This is a genomic window from Paenibacillus campinasensis (genome assembly GCF_002272015.1).
Lineage (GTDB): Bacteria > Bacillota > Bacilli > Paenibacillales > Paenibacillaceae > Paenibacillus_AQ > Paenibacillus_AQ campinasensis.
On sequence record NZ_NPBY01000018.1, the window covers coordinates 1 to 7,324 of the forward strand.

A 7,324-nucleotide genomic window follows, 5' to 3' on the forward strand; every position below is an offset into this window, starting at 1 on the left:
AGCTGCAGCGGGCGATCCGGTTGCAGTATCCGCATGTCCGGACCATTATGCTTAGCAGTTATGACGATTATGATTATGTGCGCGAATGTTTAAAGAACGGAGCGGTCGATTATTTGCTCAAGCATCGGCTGGATGAACAGATGCTGATGACCGTCCTGCACAAAGCGGCGCTGGAGGTACAGCCTTCTTCCGGCCCAGGCACCCGGGGCATCGCTCAGGCGCCGGAGGGAAGCAGCTATCTGCTGCGTCTGCGGGAGTCGCTGTCGGACTTGATGCAGGGAAAAGAGGGGGCCATTCAGGCACTGGAGCATTATACGCGTGAGATCGGAGTGTTTACGGATACGGTCAGTTATGTGACAGCGGCGGTCCAAATCGTCTCGTTCCGGCTGCTGACGGAATCCCGCAGCGACGTCCAGACGAACCGTCTGGTTCAGCAGGTGGTAGACCTGATGCAGCAAAGCCTCGGGGACCCGCCGGATCGGATGGCGGCCTATGTTGAGAACGGCCGCCTTGCAGCGGTCTTTGCTTTCCGGGATCGCAGCGAACAGGCGGCCGCAAGCGAAGCTGCCCGGTTGATGAGCAAGCTCCGGCATTCGCTGGAGCTGTTCCTCAACCTGAAATGCACGTATGCCATCGGGCATGTGTGCGGTCATCTCCGCAATATCGAGGCGAGCTACAGATCGGCCGAGCGCCTGCTGGATGCCGGCTCGCCTTCAGAGAAGCCCTGGCGCGGCAGTGAGCGAATCTCGCTGACGATTGAGGAGCACAAACGGCTGCTGCTTGCCATTGAGAATCTGGACAAGGAAAGGGCGCAGCAGCTGCTTGCCTCGATCTTCTCGTCCATTCGCGGACAACCGGTCCATTCCCAGCCAGTGCAAATGATGGTCAGCGAACTGCTGTCGATCGGTGAGAAGGCGATGGAAAAAGGGCTGCTGCACGATGAAGACATGTCAGCAGGCAGCATGCCTGTGCGTGAAGCATTAGGGAGGATTGACAGCATGGACGAACTGGAGCAATGGCTGCAAAGCTACTATGAAGCGCTGCTTCAGCGGCTCGGGCGTCAGCGCGCCGGCGGTCCCTATTCAAGCCATGTATCGCAGGCGATCCTGCTCATTTTGGAGCAATATCCAAGCTACATCACACTGGAACTGGCGGCGAAAGCGATCGGTCTAAGCCCCTCGTATTTGAGCCGGATTTTTAAAGAGGAAACGAAGTCCACCTTCTCCGAATACGTCAATCGGGTGCGGATTGAGGCGAGCCGCAAACTGCTGGAGAGCGGGCAATATTCCGTGAAACAGATCAGCAGTCAGGTCGGCTTCGGCACGTACAACTATTTCTTCAAGGTGTTCAAGGAAATGACCGGCATGACGCCGCACGCGTATGTGAACCGGATCGGGAGAAAATGACCGTCAAATCAAATATGTGGAGTAAATAGTCATATTTTTATAATTTGCTGCCGAAATGGCTGCACTATAATGATTACACCAACACAGAAAACGCTTACAAATCATTCGCATTCATAGAAAAAAGGAGGTCACTACATGGTACGAAAACAGTGGGGGAAATCGGCGGTCAGCCTGATGCTCATAGCCGGGCTGGTGCTGGGAGGCTGCAGTTCAGGGTCAGGCAGCAAGGAGGCTGCACCGGAAGGGTCAGCGGCCACTGAGGTGAAGAAAGAAGGATTCCCGATTGTCGAGGAGCCGGTTCAGCTCAAAATGTTTACCCGGATCGCGCCGGTGAACGGGACGTTCAAGGAAATGCCGGTATTTCAGGATTACGAGCAGATGAGCAATGTGAAGGTGGAATTTATCGAGGCGCCGACAGACGGCTTCCAGGAGAAGAAAAACCTGCTGTTCGCCTCCAACGAGCTTCCTGACGCGCTGTACCGCTCTTCGCTGTCACCGCTGGAAGCGGTTCTCTACGGAGCTGGCGGCCAGCTTATTCCGCTGGAGGGTCTGATTGAGGAATATGCGCCGAACCTTACGCAATTGATGGAGGAGTACCCGGAGATCCGCGCGGCAATTACGACGCCGGAAGGGCATATATACGCGATCCCGGGGATCGTGACACTCGGCTCGGCACGGACGGACAAGAAGTGGATTAACACGGCATGGCTGGAGAAGCTGAATCTGGATATGCCTGAGACGACCGATGAGCTGTACGATGTGCTGGTTGCTTTCCGCGATCAAGACCCTAATGGCAATGGACAAAAGGATGAAATTCCGATGACCGCCCGCCTCGGGCTGCATATCGTCACGATGATGAGCGGGTCGTTCGGCCTGGATCAGCAGCTTGGCTATAACATCAACATCGAGGATGACAAGGTGGAAATCTGGATGGGCAGCGAGCGCAACAAAGAGATGCTGATGTATCTCAACAAGCTGTATACCGAGAAGCTGCTGGATCCGGAAGTGTTCTCGCATACAGAAGCGCAATATCTGGCGAAACAAGGCTCGGGCCAGACCGGGGTGTTCTTCGATCAGACGAACAACAATTTCCTGCCGATTGCCGATCAGTATGAAGGCATGTCGCCGCCGGCCGGCCCTCACGGAGACCGGATGCAGGCTCAGGCGTCGCCAGTGCCGCGCGACTTTGGCGCTTTTGCCATCACCTCGGTGAACAACTACCCGGAAGTGACGATGCGCTGGATCGACTATTTCTATAGCGACGAAGGCTCGACGCTGCTGCGGTTTGGCCGTGAAGGCGAGCACTATGAGCTGAAGGATGGCATTCCGTACTACAAGGAAGCGTACTCCACTTCGGAGACACAGCCGAAGATCACCCCATACGCCGGTGGTGGCGCGCCGCATCTGATCAGCGAGCAGGTTGCTTCGTACATCAACCCGCCGCAGGTGCAGGAAGCCCAGAAGAAGCTGGATCCGTTCATGCCGGAGGTTCGCTACGCGGCACCGATGTTTGATGAGCAGACCGCGCAGCAGGTCAACATTCTCCGCAATGACATCGACAAGTACTATGAGGAGCAAAGCACGAAGTTTATCGCCGGCGCCCTCAGCTTTGACAAGTGGGGAGAGTTCCAGGAGACGTTGAAGAAGATGAAGATCGACGAGCTTCAGCAGCTGTATCAGGACGCCTACGACAAGATGGAGAAATAAGCGAGTTCATCGTTGGTAAGGAGTGGATGCTCATGAACATCAAGGAGGCCCCTGCGGGGGCCGATCTGTCTACCAGTCGTCCCAAGCGCGGCAGCCGTCTGCTCGTGCAGATGGCCAAACGATATGATCTGTATCTGATGCTGCTGGTGCCGATGGTTTGGTATTTGATTTTTCACTATGGTCCGCTGTACGGGCTGCAGATTGCGTTTAAGAACTTTAACCCGGCCAAAGGGATCACCGGCAGCGAGTGGGTGGGCTTCGAACATTTTACGCGCTTTTTCGATTCTTACTATTTCTGGCGGCTGCTTCGCAATACGCTGACGATCAATCTATTCTCCTTACTGCTGGCATTCCCGATTCCGATTATGCTGGCGCTGCTGGTGAACGAAATTCGCAGCAAAACCTTCAGTAAGTGGCTGCAAAATGTGACGTATATCCCGCATTTTATTTCCGTGGTTGTTATCGTAGGGATCCTGACTGTCATGCTGTCGGCAAACGGACCGATCAACATGCTGATCCAGGCGCTCGGCGGTGATCCGATCCGGTTCATGGAGTCGGCCGGCTGGTTCAAGACGATTTTTATCGGCTCGAATATTTGGCAGAACATGGGCTGGCAATCGATCATCTACATCGCTGCCCTTAGCGGTATCAATCCGCAGCTGTATGAAGCGGCCAAAATGGATGGAGCTTCCCGTCTGCGGCGCATCTGGCATGTTTCCTTGCCTGGCATCGTGCCGGTCATCGTCATTCTGCTCATCCTGGACGTAGGGCAGTTCATGAATATCGGGTTTGAGAAAATTTTGCTGATGCAAAACAACCTCAACCTTGAATCCAGCGATGTGATCTCCACATTTGTGTACACAACCGGGATATTAAAAGGGGAATACAGCTATACGGCGGCCATCGGGCTATTCAACTCTGTCATTAACCTGACGCTGCTGCTGATGGTGAACCGCTTCGCGCGCAAAACGTCGGAGACGAGTCTATGGTAAAGGGGGAGGAGCTCCATGTCTCAGCGAAAGGCGGTTAAGAAACCGAAAGTCGCCATGTCTGACGAACGGTGGTTTGATATCGTTGTCTATGGCATCGCCGCAGTCATTATGGTGATTGTGCTGTATCCGCTGCTGTTTGTGGTCAGCGCCTCGTTTAGTGATCCGGCCAAGGTGCTCGGCGGAGAAGTGTGGCTGCTGCCCAAAGACGTGACGCTTGATGCTTACACCAACATCTTGCACAACGACAAAATCTGGCGGGGGTATGCCAATTCGATTCTGTACACCACCGTCGGAACGGTGATCAACATCTTGATGACGCTGCTGGCGGCGTACCCGCTCTCGCGTCCGGATCTCCCTTTGCGTAAAGGGATGATGCTGATTATTACGCTGACCATGTTCTTCAGCGGCGGCCTGATTCCGACTTACCTGCTGGTCAAGGACCTCGGGATGGTGGATTCGATGTGGGCGCTCATTATTCCAGGTGCTGTATCGACATACAACCTGATCGTGATGCGCACTTACTTCCAGTCCAGCATCCCGTGGGAGCTGCAGGAGGCAGCTCATATCGACGGCTGCTCCAATTGGCGGCTGCTCATCAGCATCATTCTGCCGCTATCGAAGCCGATTCTTGCGGTAATGGTTCTGTTCTACGCGGTAGGTCACTGGAATTCGTTCTTTAATGCGCTCATTTATATCCGGCGCGAAGAATTGTATCCGCTGCAGCTGGTGCTGAGGGAAATATTGCTGATCAGCCAATCGGACGCCGTCGATGGCAGTGTCGGGCTGGAGGATCGGGTGCTGCTCGCCGAGAGCATCAAGTATGCGGTCATCATCGTCTCAAGCCTGCCGGTGCTCATCATGTATCCGTTTGTGCAGCGGCATTTTGTTAAAGGGGTTATGATTGGTTCCATTAAAGGTTAAACGGCCAGGAGGGATTCGCTTGAACGCAAACGCAACGATAACGATCGACGGTAGACAGCCCAGCAAGCATACGATTCATCCATACTTGTTCGGGCATTTCGTAGAGGATATCCGCGACCATATGGACGCGATGCTGGCCTTCCCGCTCAAGGATATGGATTTCGAAAGCGATGCGGACGGAAGGACAGCGGTGTCCGGAAGTTGGAACGTTTACACGAACGGACGGAATACGAAGTATGCGCAGGAGGCGCCGGCTCCGAGGCATTCGGGTCGGGCGGTGCGCATCCGGATTTCAAGTGATGATGAGGCTTATGCAGGGATCGCCCAGAAGGCAGCGCTCAAGGGGCCGATGGAGTACACGGTCAAGCTGGTTGCACGGGCATCGATCGAGCTGAAGTATGTTATTGTGGAGGCAGCGGACCGGAAAACGGAGGAGCGGCTAGGGCTTGAACGCATCGACCTCGTTAGCCATGACTGGCAGGAGTACGAAGCCACACTGAACGTATCGCGGGCCTGCGCGGATGCGGAAATCCGGGTGTATGTCCCGGCCGATCACCCGAGGTGGCATGATCATGTGTCCACCGGGATGCTATGGCTGGATCATGTATCCTTGCTGCCCGCAGACAGCATCGGCTATGTCAAGCGTGAAGTGATGGATATGACCAGAGATCTGAATGCTGGAATGATGCGGCTGGCAGGCAACTATATCAGCGCTTACCACTTCGAGCATGGAATCGGCCCGGTGCTGGAACGGCCGGTTATGTACAATGAAGCGTGGGGGGGATGGACGAACAAATATTTCGGTACAGACGAGTTCATCCGCTTCTGCCGCGAGCTCGGGGTAGAGCCGATGATCTGCGTGAACGACGGCTCGGGCACGCCGGAGGAAGCGGCGAGATGGGTGGAATACTGCAACGGCGGGATCGATACCCCGATGGGCGCCAAGCGGGCGGCAAGCGGCCATCCGGAACCTTACCATGTCCGTTATTGGGAAATCGGCAACGAGGTGTGGGGGGACTGGCAGGTTGGCACCTGCTCTGCGGATCGGTTCGCCGAGCGCTGTGCTTCCTTCGCCAAGGCGATGAAGGAGGCCGATCCGTCAGTGGTTATACTGGCCTGCGGGCATACCGATCAGGACTGGAACCGGGCGGTGCTTGACATTGCAGGGGAGTCCATCGATTACCTGACGCTGCATTTGTACCACGGATTTGGCCGATTCGGCATGGATCGGAGAACGCCGGCCGAAGAGCGGTACAAGGCGATCGTCTCTTACTCCGAATGGACCCGGGAGGATATTCGGCAGACGGTCGAACGCATTCAGGCGAATGAGAAGCATCGCCATGTGAAGCTGGCCATTACCGAGTACAATACGATGTTCTACCCGAACACCGTGCGCAAGGGGCTCCCGGATGAACACACCTTGGGAGCAGCGGTAGCCAACGCGGCCAACCTGAACGAAATGCTGCGGGCCAGCGATACCGTGCATATCGGGAGCTACTCCGACCTGGTGAACGGCTGGCTCGGGGGCTGCATCCGCGTGGGCGATTACTATGCCGATCAATATTGCGGCAAAGTGCCGGGATGGAGCGGCCGTGCCCTTACGATATACGGAACGCCGACCTACGAAGTATTGAAGCTGTACGCGAACCGGGAGATCCGGCGGACGCTTCCGGCCGAGGTCAAGTGCGGGACATTCTCTGTCCGCTCGAACAAGCCGGCCCCTTTCAATCTGGATGCATTGCCGGATCTGGACGTCACGGCGTGCACCAATGAGGACGGCAGCGTCATCACCGTATTTATGGTCAACCGCAGCCTCGAGGAAGTGAAGGTCGAGCTGAAGCTGGAGGGTGCCGAGCCGCTTGGGGATGCGCTGTTGTATGAAATTACGGGAGATTCTTTCGAAGAGATCAACTCCGTATTTGAGCCGGAACGGATTAGCTGCCGGAAACGTGTACTCCCGGCAGAGGCATGGCAGCAAGGGTATCCGCTTCGTCCGACCTCGGTCTATGCCCTGGAATTGAAGACCAAGCAAGCCTAAACGCAATAGCAGAGCACGCGATTGTCACTTTGCAAGGATAAGGTGAATCGCGTGCTCTTTTTTGTGCTGAACAGAACATGGTATTGGATCATCGGGTGTCCGTTTGGCTTCGAGGGTGGCTTTTTGGGACTGGTGAAGGTGTATGGGTTGGTGTTGGTGTTGGTTGGGGTTCTGGTTGGGATTTCTGGCTGGGATTCTTGGTCAAAAAGATTCACCTTTTGGCGCATTATGGTTGACGATGTGATCATACTGGTTTAATC

General features: G+C 55.3%; 6 protein-coding genes. All 6 read left to right on the plus strand.

Annotated elements, in window-relative coordinates; all coding sequences use genetic code 11:
* Positions 1 to 1,406: helix-turn-helix domain-containing protein (locus CHH67_RS05935; protein WP_144029242.1), on the plus strand; the 1,406-nt coding region annotated here is incomplete at its 5' end.
* 135 nt (positions 1,407 to 1,541) lie between these two features.
* The gene (locus CHH67_RS05940) at positions 1,542 to 3,113 is read left to right on the plus strand and encodes an extracellular solute-binding protein (RefSeq protein ID WP_095264128.1); all 1,572 of its coding nucleotides are present in this window, start codon (positions 1,542 to 1,544) and stop codon (positions 3,111 to 3,113) included.
* A 32-nt stretch (positions 3,114 to 3,145) separates the two neighbouring features.
* Positions 3,146 to 4,105, plus strand: a complete 960-nt coding sequence (locus CHH67_RS05945) for an ABC transporter permease (protein WP_095264130.1) — start codon at positions 3,146 to 3,148, stop codon at positions 4,103 to 4,105.
* A gap of 15 nt (positions 4,106 to 4,120) precedes the next feature.
* Complete coding sequence (locus CHH67_RS05950) at positions 4,121 to 5,026, plus strand: carbohydrate ABC transporter permease (protein ID WP_095264132.1); 906 nt, start codon at positions 4,121 to 4,123, stop codon at positions 5,024 to 5,026.
* Between the two features lie 19 nt (positions 5,027 to 5,045).
* A complete protein-coding gene (locus CHH67_RS05955; RefSeq protein ID WP_095264133.1) occupies positions 5,046 to 7,064 on the plus strand; it encodes an alpha-L-arabinofuranosidase C-terminal domain-containing protein in 2,019 nt (672 codons plus the stop codon).
* Positions 7,065 to 7,085: 21 nt separating this feature from the next.
* The gene (locus CHH67_RS05960; protein WP_144029243.1) at positions 7,086 to 7,322 is read left to right on the plus strand and encodes a hypothetical protein; all 237 of its coding nucleotides are present in this window, start codon (positions 7,086 to 7,088) and stop codon (positions 7,320 to 7,322) included.
* The last annotated feature ends 2 nt before the right edge of the window (positions 7,323 to 7,324 follow it).

What these genes read in the sequence shown, in the direction of transcription:
- CHH67_RS05940 (WP_095264128.1), top strand. Translation starts at nt 1,542, where the DNA reads ATGGTACGAAAACAGTGGGGGAAATCGGCGGTCAGCCTGATGCTCATA.
- CHH67_RS05945 (WP_095264130.1), top strand. Translation starts at nt 3,146, where the DNA reads ATGAACATCAAGGAGGCCCCTGCGGGGGCCGATCTGTCTACCAGTCGT.
- CHH67_RS05950 (WP_095264132.1), top strand. Translation starts at nt 4,121, where the DNA reads ATGTCTCAGCGAAAGGCGGTTAAGAAACCGAAAGTCGCCATGTCTGAC.